The sequence below is a fragment of the Variovorax sp. VNK109 genome (assembly GCF_049445855.1).
Lineage (GTDB): Bacteria > Pseudomonadota > Gammaproteobacteria > Burkholderiales > Burkholderiaceae_C > JAGOCV01.
Genome location: NZ_JBMSDV010000001.1, coordinates 893,419 through 912,218, shown reverse-complemented (window position 1 = coordinate 912,218; position 18,800 = coordinate 893,419). Strand labels below are relative to the sequence as shown.

15 protein-coding genes are annotated in these 18,800 nt (G+C 66.0%); 9 read left to right on the top strand and 6 right to left on the bottom strand.

From position 1 onward, the window contains the following. Nucleotides 1-22: 22 nt before the first annotated feature. From ACO2Q9_RS04480 to ACO2Q9_RS04465, 4 genes are all read right to left on the bottom strand, one after another. Nucleotides 23-658 (bottom strand): L-threonylcarbamoyladenylate synthase, encoded by a 636-nt coding sequence (locus tag ACO2Q9_RS04480; protein WP_423308715.1) that lies wholly within the window; start codon nt 656-658, stop codon nt 23-25. Between the two features lie 21 nt (nt 659-679). Further along, nucleotides 680-1,591, bottom strand: coding sequence for a DMT family transporter (locus ACO2Q9_RS04475; protein WP_423308713.1), 912 nt, complete (start codon nt 1,589-1,591; stop codon nt 680-682). After that, entirely contained in the window at nt 1,588-2,442 is an 855-nt protein-coding gene (locus ACO2Q9_RS04470) for a 3',5'-nucleoside bisphosphate phosphatase (RefSeq protein WP_423308711.1), read from the bottom strand. Before ACO2Q9_RS04470 ends, ACO2Q9_RS04475 begins: the two co-directional genes overlap by 4 nt. Nucleotides 2,443-2,508: 66 nt before the next feature. Then, entirely contained in the window at nt 2,509-2,979 is a 471-nt protein-coding gene (locus ACO2Q9_RS04465; protein WP_423308709.1) for a YqaA family protein, read from the bottom strand. 156 nt (nt 2,980-3,135) lie between these two features. Between ACO2Q9_RS04465 and dusB the strand changes: the two genes are divergently transcribed. Genes dusB through purH form a run of 3 tightly spaced genes read left to right on the top strand, consistent with a single transcriptional unit; the run spans nt 3,136 to nt 6,030 of the window. Beyond that, nucleotides 3,136-4,182, top strand: coding sequence for a tRNA dihydrouridine synthase DusB (gene dusB / locus ACO2Q9_RS04460; RefSeq protein ID WP_423308707.1), 1,047 nt, complete (start codon nt 3,136-3,138; stop codon nt 4,180-4,182). A gap of 23 nt (nt 4,183-4,205) precedes the next feature. Further along, nucleotides 4,206-4,442: a Fis family transcriptional regulator gene (locus tag ACO2Q9_RS04455; RefSeq protein ID WP_423308705.1), complete on the top strand. Its 237-nt coding sequence runs from the start codon at nt 4,206-4,208 to the stop codon at nt 4,440-4,442. 10 nt (nt 4,443-4,452) lie between these two features. Continuing rightward, a complete protein-coding gene (gene purH / locus ACO2Q9_RS04450) occupies nt 4,453-6,030 on the top strand; it encodes a bifunctional phosphoribosylaminoimidazolecarboxamide formyltransferase/IMP cyclohydrolase (protein WP_423308703.1) in 1,578 nt (525 codons plus the stop codon). A gap of 366 nt (nt 6,031-6,396) precedes the next feature. Here the strand turns inward: purH and hemL are convergent, their stop codons facing one another. Both hemL and thiD read right to left on the bottom strand, forming a co-directional pair. Beyond that, nucleotides 6,397-7,707 carry a glutamate-1-semialdehyde 2,1-aminomutase gene (hemL, locus tag ACO2Q9_RS04445; RefSeq protein ID WP_423308701.1) on the bottom strand — a complete coding sequence of 437 codons (1,311 nt, stop codon included), beginning with the start codon at nt 7,705-7,707 and terminating at the stop codon, nt 6,397-6,399. Beyond that, nucleotides 7,691-8,620 (bottom strand): bifunctional hydroxymethylpyrimidine kinase/phosphomethylpyrimidine kinase, encoded by a 930-nt coding sequence (gene thiD, locus ACO2Q9_RS04440; protein ID WP_423308699.1) that lies wholly within the window; start codon nt 8,618-8,620, stop codon nt 7,691-7,693. Before thiD ends, hemL begins: the two co-directional genes overlap by 17 nt. Before the next feature lie 123 nt (nt 8,621-8,743). On the opposite strand from thiD, the gene ACO2Q9_RS04435 reads away from it, so the two are divergent. The 6 genes from ACO2Q9_RS04435 to ACO2Q9_RS04410 all read left to right on the top strand — a co-directional run bounded on the left by ACO2Q9_RS04435 (nt 8,744) and on the right by ACO2Q9_RS04410 (nt 18,799). Then, nucleotides 8,744-8,896: a rubredoxin gene (locus tag ACO2Q9_RS04435; protein WP_181956435.1), complete on the top strand. Its 153-nt coding sequence runs from the start codon at nt 8,744-8,746 to the stop codon at nt 8,894-8,896. Between the two features lie 62 nt (nt 8,897-8,958). Next, nucleotides 8,959-9,354: a response regulator gene (locus tag ACO2Q9_RS04430; protein WP_423308696.1), complete on the top strand. Its 396-nt coding sequence runs from the start codon at nt 8,959-8,961 to the stop codon at nt 9,352-9,354. Then, entirely contained in the window at nt 9,354-9,719 is a 366-nt protein-coding gene (locus ACO2Q9_RS04425; protein WP_423308694.1) for a response regulator, read from the top strand. The genes ACO2Q9_RS04430 and ACO2Q9_RS04425 overlap by 1 nt, the downstream gene beginning before the upstream one ends. 13 nt (nt 9,720-9,732) lie before the next feature. After that, nucleotides 9,733-10,266 (top strand): chemotaxis protein CheW, encoded by a 534-nt coding sequence (locus ACO2Q9_RS04420; protein ID WP_423308692.1) that lies wholly within the window; start codon nt 9,733-9,735, stop codon nt 10,264-10,266. Nucleotides 10,267-10,445: 179 nt separating this feature from the next. Next, nucleotides 10,446-12,545 (top strand): methyl-accepting chemotaxis protein, encoded by a 2,100-nt coding sequence (locus ACO2Q9_RS04415; RefSeq protein ID WP_423309926.1) that lies wholly within the window; start codon nt 10,446-10,448, stop codon nt 12,543-12,545. 26 nt (nt 12,546-12,571) lie between these two features. Beyond that, nucleotides 12,572-18,799 carry an Hpt domain-containing protein gene (locus tag ACO2Q9_RS04410; protein WP_423308690.1) on the top strand — a complete coding sequence of 2,076 codons (6,228 nt, stop codon included), beginning with the start codon at nt 12,572-12,574 and terminating at the stop codon, nt 18,797-18,799. The last annotated feature ends 1 nt before the right edge of the window (nt 18,800 follow it).

The window sequence follows — 18,800 nt, the reverse complement described above, 5'->3', positions numbered from 1 at the left end:
CGACGGCGATGACTGCCGCGCGTCAGAGCCCGAGCGGGGCCAGTTCGCCCCTGCCCTGACGGATGAGTTCGGGTTCGCCGCCCGTGCCCATGGGGACCAGGTCGACCACCGTGGTCGGCTGCGACGGGCAGGCCCCTGCGTCGATGACCGCGGCCAGTTCATGCTCGAAGCGCTCGCGGATTTCGTGCGCGTCATTCAGCGGTTCGGTCTCGTCGGGCGGGATGAACGTGGTTGCCAGCAAGGGTGCGCCGTGCAGTTCGATGAGGTCCGACAGCGTGCGGTGTTCCGGAACACGAAGCCCGATGGTCTTGCGTTGCGGGTGGCTCACCCGGCGCGGCACTTCCTTCGTCGCTTCCAGGATGAAGGTGTACGGCCCCGGCGTTGCGGTCTTGAGCAGTCTGTATTGCCGGTTGTCCACGCGCGCGTAGTTCGCCAGCTCGCTGAGGTCACGGCACAGCAGCGTGAGATGGTGGCGCTCGTCCACGCGGCGGATGCGGCGCAGGCGGTCCGCTGCATCCTTGTCGTCGAGGTGGCAGACCAGGGCGTAGCTGGAATCCGTCGGCACCGCGACGATGCCCCCGCGCGTGAGCAAGGCTGCCGCCTGCTTCAGCAGGCGCGGCTGCGGATTTTCGGGATGGACTTCGAAGTACTGGGCCATGCTGCCTTTACCGGAACGTCTTCAGCTCTCTGCCGGCTCCACGCGGACGCGGCCCTCGCGCGCCGTGAGCCAGGCACCGACGGCGCCGCACACGGCGATCAGCCCGATGCCGAGGAATGCCCAGCCGTCGGGCACATGCGAGAAAACGATCCAGCCTCCGATCATCGCGAAGCCGATCTGGCTGTACATGTAAGGTGTAATCGTTGCGGCGGGTGCGCGCGTGTAGGCGAGGATCAGCAGGAAGTGTCCGATCGCGCCCATCAGGCCCATCATCGCCATCAGGATCCACAGCGTCCAGTCGCCGATGTCCACCCACACGAAGGGCAGTGCCGCAGCGGCGAGCAGCGTGCCGACCCAGCCGGTATACAGATGTGTGGTGATCGGGTCTTCGGTGCGTGCCATGCGGCTCGTGAGCACCTGGAACCACGAGTTGCATGCCACCAGCGCCAGCGGCAGCAGCAGTCCCCAGTCGAAAGCCTCGCCACCGGGGCGGATGATCATGATGGTGCCCGCAAAACCGCCGGACACCAGCGCCCACCGGAATGGCCGAACACGCTCCCCGAGCGCCAGCGTGGCCAGCAGCGTGATCACCAGCGGCGTGATCATCACGATGGCGGTGAACTCACCCACCGGCATGAAGCGCAGGCTGTAGAACGCGAGCACGCTGCAGGCCAGCAGCAGCACACCGCGCAGCACCTGGAAACCCAGGTGTCTGGTATGCCACACGCCCCGCCCGCGGGAAGGGACGACCACCAATGTGGTGGCGACCGCCTGGAATGCGTAGCGGAACCACAGCGCCATCAGCACAGGCACGGCCGTGCTCACATATTTGACGATGGTGTCGAGCGTGCCGAAACAGGCGAACGCAATCAGCGAAAAGCCGATGCCGACCAGCGGCTTCGAATGCGCCGCAACCGGGTGTACCGCACTCACCGGAAACGATCCGTCATCAGTTCCCACACCGGCGTCAGGTCGCCGGGCAGCCAGGGCAGTTTGCCCAGATCGGTATGACTTTCGTCGGGACTGTGGAAGTCGCTGCCGCGCGAGGCGGCCAGGCCGAACTCCTTGGCCATGGCCGCGTACTTCACATATTCCTGGGCAGTGTGGCTGCCGGTCACGACTTCGACGCCGCGTCCGCCGTGTGCCTTGAACTCGGTGAAAAGCGCATATTCGGCGTTGGCCGAGAAGTTGTAGCGGGCCGGGTGCGCAATGACGGCCATGCCGCCGGCCTGCGTGATCCAGTTCACCGCGTCCCTCAGGTTGGCCCAGCGGTGTTCCACATACCCGGGCTTTCCTTCGGTGAGGTACTTGCGGAACACCTCGGGTGTGTCGCGGCACACGCCGGTCTCCACCAGGAAACGCGCGAAGTGCGTGCGTGAAATGAGTTCAGGATTGCCCACGTACTTGAGCGCACCTTCGTACGCGCCGTGGATGCCGACCTTGGCGAGCTGTTCGGCCATTTCCATGGCGCGCCGGTCCCGGCCGCCGCGCGTGTCGTACAGGCCCTGTTGCATGAGCGGATCGTCGGCGTCGAAGCCCAGGCCCACGATGTGGACGGTCTCGCCTGCAAAAGTGACGGAAATTTCGGTGCCGGTGAGGTAATTCATGCCATTGGCATGGGCGGCTTCGATGGCGCGGTGCTGGCCGCCGATCTCGTCGTGGTCGGTCAGCGCCCAGAGCTCCACACCGTTGGCAGCGGCGCGCGCAGCCAGTTCCTCCGGTGTCAGGGTGCCATCGGAAACGACGGAATGGCAGTGGAGGTCGGCGTTGAGTATGGCGGGCACGCCTTTATTTTAGGCGGGGCGGCGTTTCCCATGCTGTCAGCAAGGGCCGCTTTTCATCCGCGGTGTTCAGGCGGGGAACACCTGCAGCAGCGCCACCGTCATCACCAGATACCGCGCCAGCTTGCCGATGGCCATGTACATCAGGCACGGCCAGAAGGGCATGCGCAACCAGCCGGCCACCGCGCAAAGCGGGTCGCCCACGAAGGGCAGCCACGACAGCAGGCAGGCCTTGGGGCCGAGCCGCTCCAGCCATTCGAGTGCCTTCACGTGATGGCGCGAATGGCCGTATTTGTCCACCGCCTTGTGCGCGCCCCAGCCCAGCCACCAGTCGAACGCGCCGCCCAGCGTGTTGCCGGCTGTGGCGACCAGCACCGCCGGCCAGAACAGGGTGGGGTTCAGTTTGAGCAGGCCGAACAGCGCCGGCTCCGAGCCCAGTGGCAGCAGTGTCGCGGACAGGAAGGCCACCATGAACAGGCTGGACAGCCCGTATTCGGGCAGGGCGAGCAGAGAGAGCAGGGAATCGATCCAGGCTTGCATGGGCCGCCAAGTATAGGAAGCCGGTCCACCGCCCCGGGTAGGACGCGGGCGCAAGCCGGGTAAATCCGTAAGCTGGATTTCAATTGCTGAAATTTTCAGCAGCTACAATCGTGCCTCATTTTTCAGCAGCGCCCGCTTCCCCTCCCCTCCGCCACCATGAACATCGGTCCTTACGAACTGGCGAACAACGTCTTCGCCGCGCCGATGGCGGGCGTGACGGACAGGCCCTTCCGGCGCCTGGTCAAGCAATTGGGGGCAGGCTATGCGGTGAGCGAGATGGTGACCTCGCGCCGCGATCTGTGGAACAGCCTGAAGACCTCGCGTCGTGCCAACCACGATGGTGAAGTCGCGCCCATCGCGGTGCAGATCGCCGGCACCGATGCCGCCATGATGGCCGATGCGGCGGCCTACAACATCGAACGCGGCGCACAGATCATCGACATCAACATGGGCTGTCCGGCCAAGAAGGTCTGCAACAAATGGGCGGGCTCCGCGCTGATGCAGGACGAGCCGCTGGCCATCTCCATCGTGCAAGCCGTGGTGCGCGCATGTGAACCCCACGGCGTGCCGGTCACGCTCAAGATGCGCACGGGCTGGTGCAATGAAGCGCGCAACGCGGTGGTGCTTGCGCGTGCGGCCGAGCAGGCAGGCGTGCGCATGGTCACGGTGCATGGGCGTACGCGTGAGCAGGGTTACAAGGGCCGCGCCGAATACGCAACCATCGCCGCCGTGAAGGCCGCGTTGCGCATTCCCGTCGTCGCCAATGGCGACATCGACTCGCCACAGAAGGCGCGCGAGGTGCTCGACGCCACGGGCGCGGACGCGGTGATGATCGGCCGTGCTGCGCAGGGCCGTCCCTGGATCTTCCGTGAGGTGGCGCATTACCTGGCCACGGGCACGCTGCTTGCAGCGCCGCTGGTGGCGGAAGTGCGACGCGTGCTTCTGGAACATCTGGAGGACCACCATGCGTTCTATGGCGAATTCACGGGCGTTCGCACTGCACGCAAGCACATCGGCTGGTACGTGCGGGCGCTGCCCGGCGGTGAGGAATTCCGTCGCGGCATGAACCTGATCGACGACAGCCGCCAGCAGGTCGACGCCGTGGCTGCGTTCTTCGACCGGTTGGCCGACATCACGGACCGCATGCCTGACACCTCGGCATACGACCAGGAACACGAAGACGCCGACAGCGCAATTGCCTGAGACGGCGCAGAAAGCAAGGGAACATGAGCAAGAAGCAGATAGAAGAGTGCGTGCGCACGAGCCTGGAGGGGTATTTCCGCGACCTGCGGGGCACCGAGCCCGATGGCCTGTACGACATGCTGGTCAAGGTGGTCGAGAAGCCGATGCTGGAAGTGGTGATGAATCACGCCGAACAGAACCAGTCGCGCGCGGCCGAATGGCTCGGCCTGAACCGCAACACGCTGCGCAAGAAGCTCGTCGAACACAAGATCATCAAATGAACCGCAACCCATGAATGCACTGATTTCCGTTTCCGACAAGACCGGCGTCGTCGAATTTGCCCGTGGCCTGCATGCGCTGGGCATCAGGCTGCTGTCCACCGGCGGCACCGCCAAGTTGCTCGCGGCTGAAGGCCTGCCCGTCACCGAGGTGGCGGAAGTCACCGGCTTCCCCGAAATGCTGGACGGCCGCGTGAAGACGCTGCACCCGCGCGTGCATGGCGGCCTGCTGGCGCGTCGCGACCTGCCCGAGCACATGGCCGCGCTGAAGGCGCACGACATCGACACCATCGACCTGCTGGTGGTGAATCTCTATCCGTTCGAGGCGACGGTGGCCAAACCCGGCTGCACGCTGGAGGACGCGATCGAGAACATCGACATCGGCGGACCGGCGATGGTGCGCAGTGCCGCGAAGAACTGGAAGGACGTTGCCGTGCTGACCGACGCGTCACAGTACGCGACGGTGCTGGCCGAACTCCAGGCCGGCATGCTGACCGACAAGACGAAGTTCGCGCTGTCGGTGGCGGCGTTCAACCGCATCGCCAACTACGACGCGGCGATCAGCAACTATCTCTCGGCCATCCAGGACGACGGCAGCCATGCCGGCTTCTCCGCGCAGCACAACAGCAACATGGTGAAGGTGCAGGACCTGCGCTACGGCGAGAACCCGCACCAGCAAGCCGCGTTCTACCGCGACCTGTATCCGGCGCCCGGCTCGCTCGTCACGGGCAAACAGTTGCAGGGCAAGGAACTCTCGTACAACAACATCGCCGACGCCGACGCGGCTTGGGAATGCGTGAAGAGCTTCGACACTCCGGCGTGCGTGATCGTGAAGCACGCGAACCCGTGCGGCGTTGCCCTGGGCGCGAACGCGCTGGAGTCGTACTCGAAGGCTTTCAAGACCGACCCGACCTCGGCCTTCGGCGGCATTATCGCCTTCAACACGACGGTGGATGGCGCGGCTGCTCAGGCCATCAGCAAGCAGTTCGTCGAGGTGCTGATGGCGCCCTCGTTCACGGCTGAAGCCCTGGATGTTTTCAAGGCCAAGGCGAACGTACGCGTGCTCGAGATTTCGCTTGACGGCGTGAAGCGTGACGGCAAGACGCCGTGGGAGCGTGGCCTCAATTCACACGACGTGAAGCGCGTCGGCTCGGGCCTGCTCATCCAGACGGCCGACATCCACGAACTCAGGCGCGAAGACCTGAAGGTCGTGACGAAGATTGCCCCGACGGAGCAGCAGATCGTCGACCTGCTGTTTGCATGGAACGTGGCGAAATACGTCAAGTCCAACGCCATCGTGTTCTGCAAGGACGGCATGACGTTCGGCGTGGGCGCGGGCCAGATGAGCCGCCTCGATTCGGCGCGCATCGCCAGCATCAAGGCAGAGCACGCACAACTGTCGCTCAAGGGCACGGCGGTGGCCAGCGATGCGTTCTTCCCGTTCCGCGACGGGCTCGATGTCGTTGTCGATGCCGGCGCTTCGTGCGTCATCCAGCCGGGTGGCAGCATGCGGGATCAGGAAGTCATCGACGCTGCGGACGAACGCGGTGTTGCGATGGTGTTCTCCGGTGTGAGGCACTTCCGGCACTGAGTTTTGTGTCTCGCACTGGCACAGCCCCACCAGCGTGGGAGATGTTGTTTGGGTGGTTGTAGAGAGCCGGGGCGCGTACTGTGGGGAGTCGTTTGCATGTGAACGTTTCCACAACCCAAGCTCGAGACAGTCTGCCTTGGCCGTGGCCCTTCAGTGCGGCTGAGCAGCACAGCTTCGGGGATGGCGCGCATAGCGCGCTTCAATCACTGACTCGCGGCGGCTGTCTGAGCGAAGCGGATCAAGTGATCCGCGTAGCGAGTTCCGCCGCGCATCCCCGAAGCGAGCAGCGCAAGGAAGCCCGAAGGGCCCGCGATGCAGGGCCACGGCCAAGGCAGACTGTCTCGAGCGCTCTCTCCGGAGAGAAGCTCAACCAGCCAACGATTTGAAGACGGACCGCGCAGCAGCCACCGTCTCTTCAACATCGGCGGCAGAGTGCGCGGAGCTGACAAACCCCGCTTCGTACAAGGCCGGCGCAATGTACACACCGCGATCGAGCAAACCGTGGAACAGCGTGTTGAACCGCGCCCCGTCGCTTTTCATGACCTGTGTGTAGTTCTGCGGCAGGACATCGAGCAGGAAGAAGCCGAACATGCCGCCTTCGCAGTCGGCCGAGAACGCCACGCCCTCAGCCTTCGCGGCGGCAGACAGTCCATCGACGAGCGATTTCGTCTTCGCGGAAAGCGCGTCGAAGAATCCGGGCTTGCGGATTTCCTTCAGCGTGGCCAGGCCACATGCCGTAGCGACCGGATTGCCCGACAGCGTGCCGGCCTGGTACACCGGCCCGAGCGGCGCCAGCTGTTCCATCACCGCACGCGGACCACCGAAGGCCGCCAGCGGCATGCCGCCGCCGATGACCTTGCCCAGCACCGAAATGTCAGGCTTGAACCCCGGGATCGCCTTGGCATAGACGCCCTGCGCGCTGCCGAGTGCGACGCGGAATCCCGTCATCACCTCGTCCAGCACCAGCAGCGCGCCGTGTTCGGTGCACAGCTCGCGGCAGCGTCTCATGAAGGGCACGCTCGCACGCACGAAGTTCATGTTGCCTGCGATCGGCTCGATGATCAGGCAGGCGAGTTCCTTGCCGTGCAGCGCAAAGGCTTCTTCCAGTTGCGCAACGTTGTTGTACTCCAGCACCAGCGTGTGCTGCACCACCTCGGGCGGCACGCCGGCCGAGGTCGGATTGCCGAAGGTCGCCAGGCCCGAGCCGGCCTTCACCAGCAGCGCGTCGGCGTGACCGTGGTAGCAGCCTTCGAACTTGATGAGCTTGCTGCGGCCCGTGGCACCGCGCGCCAGGCGGATGGCGCTCATGCCGGCTTCGGTGCCGGAGCTCACGAGGCGAACCATGTCCATGGACGGCACGAGCGAGAGGATCTCCTCGGCCAGTTCGATCTCGCGCTCTGTCGGCGCACCGAACGAGAAACCGTCGAGCGCGGCTTTCTGCACCGCTTCCAGCACGGCGGGATGGCCGTGGCCCAGGATCATCGGGCCCCAGGAGCCGATGTAGTCGATGTGGCGCTTGCCTTCGGCATCCCAGAAGTACGCGCCCTCGGCGCGCTGCACGAAACGGGGTGTGCCGCCCACCGCGCGGAAGGCGCGGACCGGCGAATTCACGCCGCCGGGGATGACCTGGCGGGCGCGGTCGAACAGTTGCTGGTTGCGGTCAGTGTTTGGTGTCATGCGGAGGAAATTCGAAGGCGCTGGTGATGTCGCCATCGTCCGGTGCGGCTTCGTCCTCTTCGTCGTCGGACTCCGGCTGCGCCCAGAAGAGGCGGTCCGGCACGACGTGGCCCATGCCGGGGCGGAAACCGCCGTCCAGGCAGCGGTCCAGGTAGCTCAGGGCTTCCGTGGTGGCGGAGGCCAGATCGGTGCCACTCGCCAGCAGCGCGGCCAGCGCGGCGGAGAGCGTGTCGCCCGCACCGGCGAAAACGGCGTCGAAGCGCTCGAATTTTTCGGTCACCATCACCGCCGTCGGCGAGGACAGCACGTTCTCGATGAAATGTTCCGGCAGCGGGATGCCGGTGACCAGCGTGTAGGGCACGCCGACTTCGGATGCGGCCCTGGCGATGTCGCGCGCCGTGGGACTTCGGTCGCCGGTCCAGTCCGGAAGCAGCCAGCGCCACAGCGTACTGTGGTTTCCCACCAACACGGTCGTCTGCGGCAGGATCAGTTCGCGGAACGCGTCCTGATAGGACTCGATCTGGTTCTCGTTCCACCAAGACAGATTGGGCATGTAGGCGACGACGGGCACGTCTGCATAGTCCGTTGCCACCTCGGCAATGGCGGCCAGGTTCTCCGGGTCACCCGCGAACCCGACCTTGATGACCTGCACGGGCACGTCTTCGAGGATGGCGCGCGCCTGCTCGGAGACGGCTTCGTCGTCGAGGGAGAAGTGGTCGAAGATCTCGGCGGTGTCGCGCGCGTACGCGCCGGTCACAACGGACAGCACATGCGCGCCCACCGAGGCGATGGCGAGTGCATCCGCTGCCTGTCCGCCCGCGCCGCTCGGATCGCTGGCATTGAAAGCCAGCACGCAGGGCAGGCTGGCATCGTCGTCGGAGTCCGGGGTTTCTTGCGGAGGGGAAGCGGTCATGGGCTGCTGGTCACGGCTGTGGTGCCGCAGTGTCAGTATGTGTGCGAAGCGTCACAGGGCCTCGTTACAATCGTTGCATTCTATTCGAAGGCCCTTTAAGCTGTGACCGATACAAAAACTTGGATGTGTCTGATCTGCGGATGGATCTATGACGAGGCGGCAGGGGCCCCCGACCATGGCATCGCGCCAGGTACGCCCTGGGAGCAGGTTCCGATGAACTGGACATGCCCCGAGTGCGGCGCCCGCAAGGAAGACTTCGAGATGGTTCAGATCTGAACCATCCGGCGCGGGCGGGGTGGCCGCGGCAAATTCCAGGTCCAAAGCAGGAGTAACGGCAATTGAGCACGACCGGAACAGGCTACAAGGTCCTGGTGATTGACGACAGCAACACCATCCGGCGCAGCGCGGAGATTTTCCTCAAGCAGGGGGGTCACGAAGTGGTGCTGGCCGAAGACGGTTTCGATGCGTTGTCCAAGGTCAACGACCACCAGCCCCATCTCATCTTCTGCGACATCCTGATGCCGCGCCTGGACGGCTACCAGACCTGCGCCATCATCAAACGCAACCAGCGTTTCGCCAATACACCGGTGGTCATGCTCTCGTCCAAGGACGGCGTGTTCGACAAGGCACGCGGCCGCATGGTCGGCTCGCAGGACTACCTCACCAAACCCTTCACGAAGGACCAGCTGCTGCAGGCCGTGCAGCAGTTCGGCGCGCTTCAGGGAGCGAACTGATGTCAATCCAGAAAGTGCTCGTCGTCGACGATTCGAAGACCGAGCTGATGTATCTCACCGACCTGCTTCAGAAGAACGGCATGAGCGTGCGCACGGCCGAGAACGCCGAGGACGCATTGCGCCGCCTGGGCGAGGACAAGCCCGACCTGATCCTGATGGACGTGGTGATGCCCGGCCAGAACGGCTTCCAGCTCACGCGTGCCATCACGCGCGATCCGCAGTTCGCCAACGTGCCGATCATCCTGTGCACCAGCAAGAACCAGGAGACCGATCGCGTCTGGGGCATGCGCCAGGGCGCGCGTGACTACATCACCAAGCCGGTGGATGCCACCGAGCTGATGGCCAAGATCAGCGCGCTGGCCTGACCGACGCTCACGAATGGCCAAACGCGAAGCACTCCGGGAATTCCAAAGCCGACTCACAGAGCGTCTGCAGGCCGCGCGCACTTCGGGCGTCGCGGCTTCCTGGCTCGGCATTGAAGCTGCCGGGGGCAAATACCTCTTTCCGCTCAGCCAGTCTGGCGAGATCTTCTCGTGGACGGCCATGCAGCGCGTGCCTTACACGCAGCCCTGGTACATGGGTGTGGCCAACCTGCGCGGCGGCTTGTACGGGGTCGTGAACCTGGGTGGTTTCGTGACCGGGCAGGCCGCGCAGTTGCCGCAGATCGAATCCGTCCACGCGCAGGCACGCATCGTGGCGCTGAGTCCGTTGCTCGAGATCAATTGCGCCTTGCTGGTCGACCGCCTTCTCGGCCTGCGCGGCGTGGAAGCCTTTGCGACTTCGGCGCCCGCGCCCGAAGGCTCACCCGGGTATTTCGGCAGTTCGTACACCGAAGCCAGCGGCGACAGCTGGCAGGAAATCAATCTTCAATCGCTCTCCCAGCAAGCCCGCTTCCTGAGCATCGGCGCTTAGACAAAATACCGGAAGGCCGCATCATGATGTCCATCACCGATCAACTCAAGAAACTGCTGCCGCAGCGCAAGGCCGAGCCCGAGACGTTCGACGCGGACGCGGGTCAATCGACTGCAGTGATCGACTCGCAGCAGCAGGTCATCGATCCCGCCGCCATGGGCGACGGAGCGCAGGAATACATGGAAGGCGAGGGCGATGAACGCGATCAGGCGCAACTCATCCAGCTTCCCGTCCTGGGCCGCCGCACCGCCGCCGAGCACCAGCGCACGTTGCTCGTGCTGCTGGGTGTCTCGGTGCTGGCGCTGCTGGTCGTCGCCGGCTTCGCGTTCCTGCAGGGTGATCGTGTGGCGCAGCAGCTGGCTGCCACCGGCCAGTCCCTGATGCAGTCGCAGCGCCTTGCCAAATCCGTGTCACAGGCGCTGGTGGGCAGCGCGCCCGCGTTCGCCGACGTGCGCGAGAGTGCCGGCGAACTGACCAAACGCGTCAATGGCCTGCAGCAAGGCGCGCCCGACATCGGCCTCACCGCGGTGTCCGCCGACATGCAGGAGGACATGGCAAAGATCACCCCGTTGTCCGATCGCGCGTCGAAGAGCGCCGCTGTGGTGCTGGGCCAGCAGTCCATCCTGACGCAGGTGGGGTCCGCGCTGCGCACCATCAACCGCCAGTCGTCCGACCTGCTCGAAATCGCCGAAACGGTGTCTTCGCTCAAGCTTCAGCAGGCTGCGCCGCCGTCGGAAGTGTCTGCCGCCGGCCAGCTCGTGATGCTGACGCAGCGCATCGGCAAGTCCGCCAACGAATTCCTGACGATGGAAGGCGTGAGCCCCGAGGCCGTGTTCCTGCTGGGCAAGGACCTGAACTCCTTCCGCGAAATCGCGCAGGGCCTGCGCGACGGCAGCCCCGAATTGCGCCTTTCCGGCACGCGCGACGCACAGACGCGTGAACAGCTGGACGCACTGCTCAAGCTCTATGAAGACACCCGCACCCAGGCCAGCGCGATTCTGGGCAACCTGCAGGGCCTGGTGTCTGCACGTGAAGCGCAGGCCGCCATTCTTTCCGACAGCGAGCCGCTGCGCCGCAGCCTGGAAGACCTGCAGGGCAAGCTGTCGGGCCAGAGCGGCCTGGGCGCTGCCACGGTGGCCGGCCTGGTGCTGAGCGGCGTGCTGGCTGTGCTGTTCGCCGTGGGCATTGCCTTCGTGCAGGTGCAGGAAGGTCGCGGCCGCCAGGGCTACGCGGAACAGGAACGGCTGGAGGCCGAACGCCAGCAGCAGGAACAACGTCGCGTGAACGACGCCAACCAGGCGGCCATTCTGCGGCTGATGAACGAACTGCAGACGGTTGCTGAAGGCGACCTCACGCAGGAAGCCACGGTGACGGAAGACATCACCGGCGCCATCGCCGACTCGGTGAACTACACGGTGGAAGAGCTGCGTTCGCTGGTGGGCAACGTGCAGAACACGGCCACGCGAGTCGCGGTGACGACGTCGCAGGTGGAAAACACGTCGACCGAACTGCTGGCGGCGTCCACCGAACAGCTGCGCGAAATCCGCGAGACCGGCCAGTCCGTGCTGGACATGGCGGGTCGAATCAACGGCGTGTCCTCGCAAGCGCAGGAGTCCGCCACCGTTGCGCGCCAGTCGCTGCAAGCGGCCGAGTCGGGCCTGCAGGCAGTGCAGAACGCCATCGGCGGTATGAACGCCATCCGCGACCAGATCCAGGAAACCTCCAAGCGCATCAAGCGGCTGGGCGAATCGTCGCAGGAGATCGGTGAAATCACCGAACTGATCTCGGACATTACCGAACAGACGAACGTGCTGGCGCTGAACGCCGCCATCCAGGCGGCGTCTGCCGGTGAAGCCGGTCGCGGCTTCTCGGTGGTGGCGGAAGAAGTGCAGCGGCTTGCTGAACGTTCCGCAGATGCCACACGCCAGATCTCGGCGCTGGTGAAGGCGATTCAGACCGACACGCAGGATGCGGTGGCGGCCATGGAGCGTTCCACGCAGGGTGTGGTCGAGGGGGCGAAGCTGTCCGACAACGCCGGCACGGCGCTGTCCGAGATCGACCGCGTGTCGCGCCAGCTCGCTGACCTGATCGAGCAGATTTCTGCCTCCGCTTCGCGCGAAGCGCAGTCCGCTTCGGTGGTGGCGTCCAACATCCAGCACATCTTTGCGGTGACGGAACAGACCGGTGAAGGCACGCGCTCCACGGCGCAGCAGGTGCGTGAACTCTCGCGCATGGCCGAAGAACTCCGCCAGTCGGTCGCGCGATTCAAGATCGCCTGACACCCGTCAACAGCTGACCGCTCATCATGATGCAGACCAGCCCCAACGCCGCCCCCGACATCGACCCTGAGTCGCAGGACCTGGGCCCGCTCGCGTGGATACGCGACGAGGTGCGCAAATCGCTCGACGCCGCGGGCAAATCGTTCAAGCGATATGCGCGCGAGTCCGAGGCCGCACGTGCTGGCAACGGCCCCGAGCCCGACGCCGGCCAGCTTCGCCTGGCGCGCCAGCAACTGCACCAGGCCGCCGGTGCGCTGCTGATGGTGGGGCAGGTCGAGGCGTCGCGCCTCGTCGCCGCCATGGAATCGGCGGGTGAGCGCCTGCTGCTGCAGCCCGAGCTGTGCACCGAAGAGGCCGCATCGCGCATCGAGCACGGCGGCTTCGCGATGGCGGAATTCCTGGATGGCGTGGTGTCCGGCAAGTCCGTGACGCCTGTCGCGTTGTTCCCCCAGTACCGCGAAGCACAGGAAATTGCCGGTGCCGACCGCGTGCACCCGGCCGACCTGTGGCCGCAGCCGTGGCACTGGCAACAACCGCAAGTGCCGGCAGGCGGTGAATCGCTCGGCTATGACGCCGCAGTGCGTGGTCGGCTCGACCCGCTGGTGCTTCGTGTCGTCAAGACCGGCGATGCTGCGGCCGCGCGCGAACTGCATGACCTGTGCCTGGGCCTGTCGCAATCACAAGGTGCCACGCGTGCCGGCGCTTTCTGGATGCTGGCAGCCGCGTACTTCGAGGCGGTGGCACTCGGCCTGCTGCCGCAGGACCTGTACACCAAGCGCGCCGGTTCGCGCATCCTGTTGCAGTACACCACGCTTGCCAAGGGCGACCCGTCGGTGTCCGAGCGGCTCGCGCAGGACCTGCTGTTTTTCTGCGCGCAGGCGGTTCCCGCTGCCGGGCAGATCGCGCCGACGCTGTCGGCCGTTCGCGAAGCCTGGCGTCTGCCCACGCGACCGGCGGTCAACTACCTGCGCCCGCAATACGGCTTGTTCGATCCCGCCGTGCTGGCGCTCGCGCGCAAGCGCATCGAAGCGGCGAAGGAACTCTGGTCCGGCCTGTCCGGCGGCGATGCCGGCAAGCTGCGCAACCTGACCGATGCTTTCGGCGTTGTCACCGAGTCGCTGCTCAAGATCTACCCCCCGAGCGCGCCGATGGCGCAGGCGCTCTCGCGTGCCATCGACACCACGGCGCGCAGCGGCAAGCCGCCGCCAGCCGAGCTGGCGATGGAAGTGGCCACCAGCGTGCTCTACCTCGAAGCCGCGTTCGAAGACCTCGATCCGGCGGACCCGCAACTCGAGATCCGCGCGACGCAACTGGCCGAGCGCCTCGAAGGCGTGCGCATGGGTGGCCAGCCGCGCCCGCTCGAGCACTGGATGGAAGATCTCTACCGCCGCGTGAGCGATCGCCAGACCATGGGCACCGTGGTCGGCGAATTGCGCACGCACCTGGGCGAGCTCGAGAAGGCGATGGATTCGTTCTTCCGCAATCCGGCGGACAAGAGCATGCTGCGCAGCGTGCCGGGCGAGTTGTCGCAGATGCGCGGCGTCCTGTCGGTGCTGGGCCTGGACCATGCCACGCAGGCCGTGCTCCGCATGCGCGACAGCGTCGAGGAAATCCTGATCACCGAGGTGGATGAAGCGCGCGCACGTGCGGCTGGCACCTTCGAGAAGCTCGGCAACAACCTGGGCGCGCTCGGCTTCCTGATCGACATGCTGAACTACCAGCCTGCGCTGGCCAAGAAGCTGTTCGTCTACGACGCCGACGCCGGCGAACTCAAGCCGCTGATGGGCCGCCAGACGGAGGCTGCGGTATCGCAAGCCCCCGCGCCTGTCACGCTGGACCAGCAGGTACAGACGGTCGTCCAGGCTGCCGTGCAGGAAGTCAGCGCGGGCCAGTTGCCCGACAACGACATCACGCAACGCCTGCAGACGCTGGCCTCGCAGGCCGAACTGGCCGACCAGAGCGATCTGGCCCGTTCGGTCCAGCAGGCGACGCAGGCGCTAGCGGTGCCCGACGCGAAGCAGGCCAGCGAGGCACTGAGCCATCTCGCAGCCGCCGTGACCGCGCCGCCGCCGCCCGCGCCTGTCGTCAGCACGCAGAGCGACATCGACGAAGACGACTTGCAGGACATCTTCCTGGAAGAAGCGCGCGAAGTGGTGCAGACCGGTCTTGCCGCTTTGCAGGCGCTGGCGCAATCGCCGGAAGACCTGAACCAGCAGACCACACTGCGCCGCGCGTTCCACACGCTCAAGGGCAGCTCGCGCATGGTGGGCCTCACCGAGTTCGGCGAGGCCGCCTGGTCGATGGAGCAGGTGCTCAATGCATGGCTGGCGGAACAGAAGCCCGTCACCGCCGACCTGCTGGGCCTGTCGACCGATGCGATGAACGCGTTCGGCGAATGGGTCGAGGACATTGCCGCGGGCGCTGCGCAGGGCTGGCGTGCCGACACCTTCCGCGCCGCCGGCGATGCCATGCGCATGGATTCGCAGCGGGTTCCGATCGCCACGCCCGCACACGGCGTCATCGATTCGGAGATTCCGGCCGACGCTGCGTCGCCCGTCGACGTCGCGCCCGCTGCGCCGCAGTTCGAACCCCAGCTCGAAGCCGACAGCGCCGAGATCACCGCGATGAGTTTCGACGTGATCGAGCAGGCTGCGCCTGCTGGCGATTTTTCGTTCGACGCCACGGCTTTTTCGCCGCCGCCGTTCGACCTGCCGCCGGTGTCGGACTTCTCCGAGACACGCCCTCCCGAATTGCCGGCACAGGACCCGATGCCCGCGCAGGTACCCGAGCCGGTGCAGGCTGACGTCGACGTCGACGCGCTGTTCGGTGAAGACGTCCCGCTGGACGATGGTTCGGTGCCGGTGGACGACGCCACCGTCGTCGTACTGGAAGATTTCGAACCCACGCGCTGGCCCGAAGAAGCCGCTGCGCAGACACCCGCAACCGTGGTCGAAAACGCGCCTGTGTTCGCCGACTCGTACCCGCCCACGGACTTCCGCCACACCGAGACCCCGGCAGAGCCTGCCGTGGACCCGCAGTCTGCGTTGTCCCCCGATGCGGCGCCGCTGGACATCCAGGGAATCGACTTTGCCAGCCTGGCCGCCGTCTCCGACGTGGCCGGCGCACAAGCCGCCGAATCCGGAGATGCCGCGCCTGCTGCCCCGGTGTCCGCACCTGCGGAAGAAAGTTTCGACGAACAGACCAAGGTCATCGGTTCACTGCGCATCAGCATCCCGCTCTACAACGTCTACCTTAACGAAGCCGACGAATGGTCGCGTCGTCTGGTGACGGAGGTGACCGAGTGGTCGATGGAGTTGCCGCGTCCGGTCTCGGACTCGACGGTGGCGCTCGCGCATTCGCTGGCGGGCAGCTCTGCCACCGTCGGCTTCCAGGCCCTGTCCGCGCTGGCGCGCCTGTTCGAGGCGGCGCTGCAGCACGTGCAACTGCAATCGTCCGGGACGCAGCAGCAGGCCGAGGTGTTCACCGAGGCGGCCGAGGAAATCCGCCGCCTGCTGCATCAATTTGCGGCCGGCTTCCTGAAGGTACCGTCCGAACCCCTGCTCGAAGCCTTGCGCGAGGTCTGCGCGACACCGGTGGACATGCGTGGCCCCGAGACCGAGATGCCGCCGCTGGACGAGGGCATCTACGAGATCCACGACACGCAGGCCCCGCCCGTGCTGGAGCCGATCGAACCAGTCCCGCACGCCGAAGCGTCCGATTCGTTTTTCGGCACCGTGGAGGAGCCGCTTGCCGGAAAGCAGCCCGAACCTGCGCTCGTGGAGCCCGGCTACGTGGCTCCTGCGGCCGTGTTCGCAGCGCCGTCGGAGACGCAGGACGAAGACGACGATGTGATCGATGCGGTGGACGCGGTCGACGCCGACCTGTTCCCGATCTTCGAAGAAGAAGCCATCGAACTGTTGCCGCGCCTGGCGGGCGCGCTGCGCCAGTGGGCCGAGCGCCCGGACAACATGGGTGCGCGCGTCGAGACGCTGCGCAACCTGCACACGCTCAAGGGCAGTGCACGCCTGGCGGGTGCGTTGCGCCTGGGCGAGATGACGCACAACATGGAGTCGCGCATCGAGCAGTTCGGTTCCCAGGAAGTGCCGCCGGCTGCATGGATCGAAGCGCTGCAAGGCCGCTTCGACGTGATGCAGCAGACCTTCGAAGCGCTGCGCATGGCCGACACGCAGGCACAGGAAGCGCAGGCCATCGAGGCCGCGCAGCCGCACGCGCCGGTGATGGATGCAGAGCCCGTGCCCGATGGGGCTGCACCGGCCCCGTCTTCCGTGCCGCCGGGTGTCAGTGCCGTGACCGCGCCGACGCCTGTGCGGGCTGTGGTGCCCGCTTCCACGAGCAGTCTCGCCCCGTTGCGTGCGTCCTCGCAACAGGCCGTGCGCGTGCGTTCGCAACTGCTCGATCGCCTGGTCAACCAGGCCGGGGAGGTCATCATCACGCGTTCGCGGCTGGAGTCCGAACTCGGCCAGTTGCGCTCGTCGCTCGGCGACCTGACCGGCAACCTGGACCGCCTGCGCCAGCAACTGCGTGACATCGAAGTGCAGGCCGAAAGCCAGATGCAGTCGCGTCTCGCGCAGGCCAAGGACTCGCAGCAGGGCTTCGACCCGCTGGAGTTCGACCGCTTCACCCGCGTGCAGGAACTCACGCGCATGATGGCCGAGTCGGTGAACGACGTGGCCACCGTGCAGCGCACCCTGCAGCGCACCGTGCAGGCGACGGAAGACGACCTGAACGCACAGGCGCGCCAGACGCGCGAACTGCAACGCGACCTGTTGCGCACGCGCATGGTGGAGTTCGAAGGAATTTCCGAGCGGCTGTACCGCGTGGTGCGCCAGGCGTCCAAGGATGCCGGCAAGCAGGTCAAGCTGGACATCACCGGCGGCTCCATCGAGATGGACCGCGGCGTGCTGGACCGCATGACGCCCGCGTTCGAGCACCTGCTGCGCAATTGCGTGGCCCACGGCGTCGAATTGCCGGACGACCGCACCGCTGCCGGAAAGGATGCCAGCGGCACCATCGTGGTGGACGTGCGGCAGGAGGGCAACGACGTGTCGGTGGAATTCCGCGACGACGGTGCGGGCCTGAACCTGCCACGCATCCGCGAGAAGGCCATCGCACAGGGACTCATCTCGCCCGACCAGGAACTGAGCGAGCAGGAAGCCGCGTCGCTGATCTTCATGCCCGGCTTCTCCACCGCGACGCAGGTCTCCGAACTGGCCGGCCGGGGCATCGGCATGGACGTGGTGCGTTCCGAAGTGAACGCGCTGGGGGGCCGTATCGAAACCAGCACGCGCACCGGCCAGGGCAGCAGCTTCCGTCTCGTGCTGCCGTTGACGACGGCTGTCACGCAGGTCGTGATGCTGCGCATGGGCAACCAGTCGATCGGCGTGCCGTCGAACCTCGTGGAACTGGTGCGCCGCGCGCCGAGCCGCGAGCTCGAGCAGGCATACAACAGCAGCACGTATCCGTTCGGCGGCGAGGACGTCCCGTTCTTCTGGTCCGGCGCGTTGCTGCAGGCTTCTGCGCGCAGCACCGACCCGACGGCCAAGACGTCGCAGGTCGTCGTGTTCCGCAGCGCACAGCAGCGCGTTGCGCTGCATGTGGATGAAGTGCTGGGCAACCAGGAAGTGGTGGTGAAGAACCTCGGGCCGCAGCTTGCGCGCCTGCCGGGTCTGGCCGGCATGACCGTGCTGTCCACCGGTGCCGTGGTGCTGATCTACAACCCGGTGGCGCTGGCCGCCGTGTACGGCGCGCTGGCCCGCAGCATGAGCGCAGACTACGCGCAACCCGAGATGCTGGCGCAGGTGGCGGCCGCTGCGGGAGGCGAGGCGGTTGTGCCCGCCGTGTCGGCGCCGCCGCAGGTGCCGCTGGTGCTAGTGGTGGACGATTCCATCACCGTGCGCCGCGTGACGCAGCGCCTGCTGCAGCGCGAAGGCTATCGCGTGTCGCTCGCGGCGGATGGTCTGCAGGCGCTGGAGCGGCTGCAGGAAGAAAAGCCGATGGTGGTGCTGTCGGACATCGAGATGCCCCGCATGGACGGCTTCGACCTCGCGCGCAACATCCGCAACGACGAGCGCCTGCGCGAATTGCCGATCATCATGATCACCTCGCGCATTGCCGAGAAGCACCGCGAACACGCCATGCAGCTGGGCGTGAACCACTACCTGGGCAAGCCGTATTCGGAAGAAGAACTGCTGAGCCTGGTGCGTCGCTACGCGCTGGGCACAGTGGAGGCGTGAG